Below are 2,116 nucleotides of genomic sequence, written 5' to 3'. Positions count from 1 at the left end.
GAGTTGTTGGTAATGCTTGTGGGTGTTAGTCTGAGAGTGGGTCATGAAGATTCCTGCTTTCTTGTTTAGCTAGTACTAACAAGAATAGGTCTTCATGGCCTTTTTGGTCTAGTCGTCAGGGTGTTGCACTTGAATTGTAAACTGGGGGAGTTTTAACTCTTCCAAACCAGTTAAAATCATTGCCTCCGAACTTGGTGTTCCTGAAAGTGCCCTGTATCGTTGGCGGAAGCTATATACCGAAGATGGAAAGCAAACGCCGTTTGCTTCTTTAGAAGCTGAGAACCGTGCCTTAAAACGTGAAAATGCCGAATTAGCATTGGAGCGGGATATGTTAAAAAAAGCCGCCGCCTACTTTGCCAGTCTCCAGAAGTAACCCCCAGCGATAAGTATGCTTTTATGTTGAGGGAAACCTCTGTTTCTGTGGTAAGGTGGGCGCGTTTGTTAGACGTATCAACGAGTGGTTATTATGCTTGGCGGAGAGCTTTGCCAAAGCGAAACGCCAAAGAAAGGCAATATCGTCAACGAATCAAACACTTTTTTGATCAAGGACAGGGCACTTACAGGCCCAAACGCATCTGCGGTTTATTGCGTAAAAATGGTAATAAAGCTTCCTATCACCTAGTTGCCCGTCTGATGGCTGATGCCGGTCTGTATTCAACGCTACGTTGTCGTCATCCGAAGAGTTTGACCGATAGCCGCCTTGCTCGTCAAGGTGATTATCCCAATCTAGTGAAACACCAATCTTTTAAGCCGTTTGAAGCCTTATCAAGTGACATTACACAGACGACAACATCAGAAGGAAAAGCTTACATTTGCCAAATAAGGGATTTGACCAGCAACCTAGTGTTAGCTCATCAAATATCCAATCATATGGACACGGATTTAGTCTTAGCGACACTTAAACAAGCCCACCAAAGGTGGGTTTTGCCAGAAACGTGTATTTTTCATAGTGACCGTGGTAGCCAATACACGGCCAAAGCAGTGACAAAGTTGGTCAACCAATATCATTGGCAACGTAGCTTCTCAGCATTGGGAAAACCGGGTGATAACGCTTGGAGCGAAAGCTTCTTTGCCATCATGAAGAAAGAGCTCATTTATCAGATACAATTTAAAGATATCAATGATCTGAGAGCGCAAGTCTTCGCTTACATCGAGACCTTTTACAACCGCATAAGGGTACAAGCACGCTTAGACTACCTTGCACCAGTAGCATGGCTTTCCTTGTATGACCAAGCTTCACAAAAAGTCGCTTAGCAAACTGTCCGAAAAAGTGTTGACTTCCCAATTTCATCAGATAGTACGAGGTCTCTCTTACCCTTCTTGCTAGGGAATCTCCTGCCTCGCCCATAAAGCCAGAGCATCTCATCCATCTTACGCTGCACTTGGTTGAAGTCGGCAAACACTTCACGCGATACCCTAACTGGGATTCCCAGATGCTGCATAAAGTGGCTTGAGCCTAGATTAATTCTGCGATGACGCCCATCTGTCGAAATCAGCTGGTATTGATACCTCAGTTGTGTGCCGCAGACGCATTTTAGGTTGGCAGATTTTTCTGGATGTGTCTTTCGATACTCCCATCCATAATCAACCTGTATTCCGACAAACTTCCAGTGCGGGGCTTCCTCGAATACCGTATTCATCACCCGGTCCGAGAAAGTTAACTGAATACTAGCCGTATAGGCTTCTTGCTGCTCTGGAGTCATCTTAACCAAAATCTTGGAGCGCTCCTCCATTGTGTATGTCACATTGACCCTGTGTACAGGTCTCTTACGCGGCAAAGCTTTTACCTTTTTCTTCTTCCCCATGTACTCGTCCACTCCATTATGTAAATACAACCAAGGCCAGAAGGTTGATGAAACTCCAAGCGAATTCAACGCAACAAGCTCCAGCAAAGTCTCACCTGAGATTAACTTTACAAGAAAGCGCATACAATCGCGAGAGCTTTAATGAATTTTTTTGTGTGGCACGACGGATTTACAATTCAAGTGCAACAAATTAGTCAAATAGAAAGACTCATAGCCTGAGTCCTTGTAAGATGGAATCACCATAAGACCAACTACAAGGAGAACTCGGCTATGAGTCCGTACACACATCTTACCCTAAAGGACCGCGAATC

At 44.7% G+C, this 2,116-nt stretch carries 2 protein-coding genes; one reads left to right on the top strand and one right to left on the bottom strand.

Annotation, left to right across the window (positions count from 1 at the left end; all coding sequences use genetic code 11):
• Positions 1-133: 133 nt before the first annotated feature.
• Positions 134-1,254 (top strand): IS3 family transposase gene (locus EKM90_RS12670; RefSeq protein ID WP_125583168.1). Its coding sequence is split into 2 segments (ribosomal slippage): positions 134-332 and positions 332-1,254, totalling 1,122 coding nucleotides; the frame shifts between segments, so codons are not numbered across the junction.
• Here EKM90_RS12670 and EKM90_RS12665 read toward each other — a convergent pair.
• A complete protein-coding gene (locus tag EKM90_RS12665; protein ID WP_225422885.1) occupies positions 1,251-1,928 on the bottom strand; it encodes a hypothetical protein in 678 nt (225 codons plus the stop codon). The genes EKM90_RS12670 and EKM90_RS12665 overlap by 4 nt on opposite strands.
• Positions 1,929-2,116: the final 188 nt, after the last annotated feature.

It is taken from the genome of Lacticaseibacillus suibinensis (genome assembly GCF_003946175.1).
Taxonomy (GTDB): Bacteria; Bacillota; Bacilli; order Lactobacillales; family Lactobacillaceae; genus Lacticaseibacillus; species Lacticaseibacillus suibinensis.
The sequence above is the reverse complement of the archived record's forward strand: the minus strand, read 5'-3'. Positions and strand labels throughout refer to the sequence as shown.

Coding starts and splice junctions, on each gene's coding strand:
- EKM90_RS12665 (WP_225422885.1), bottom strand. CDS start 1,928: ATGCGCTTTCTTGTAAAGTTAATCTCAGGTGAGACTTTGCTGGAGCTT.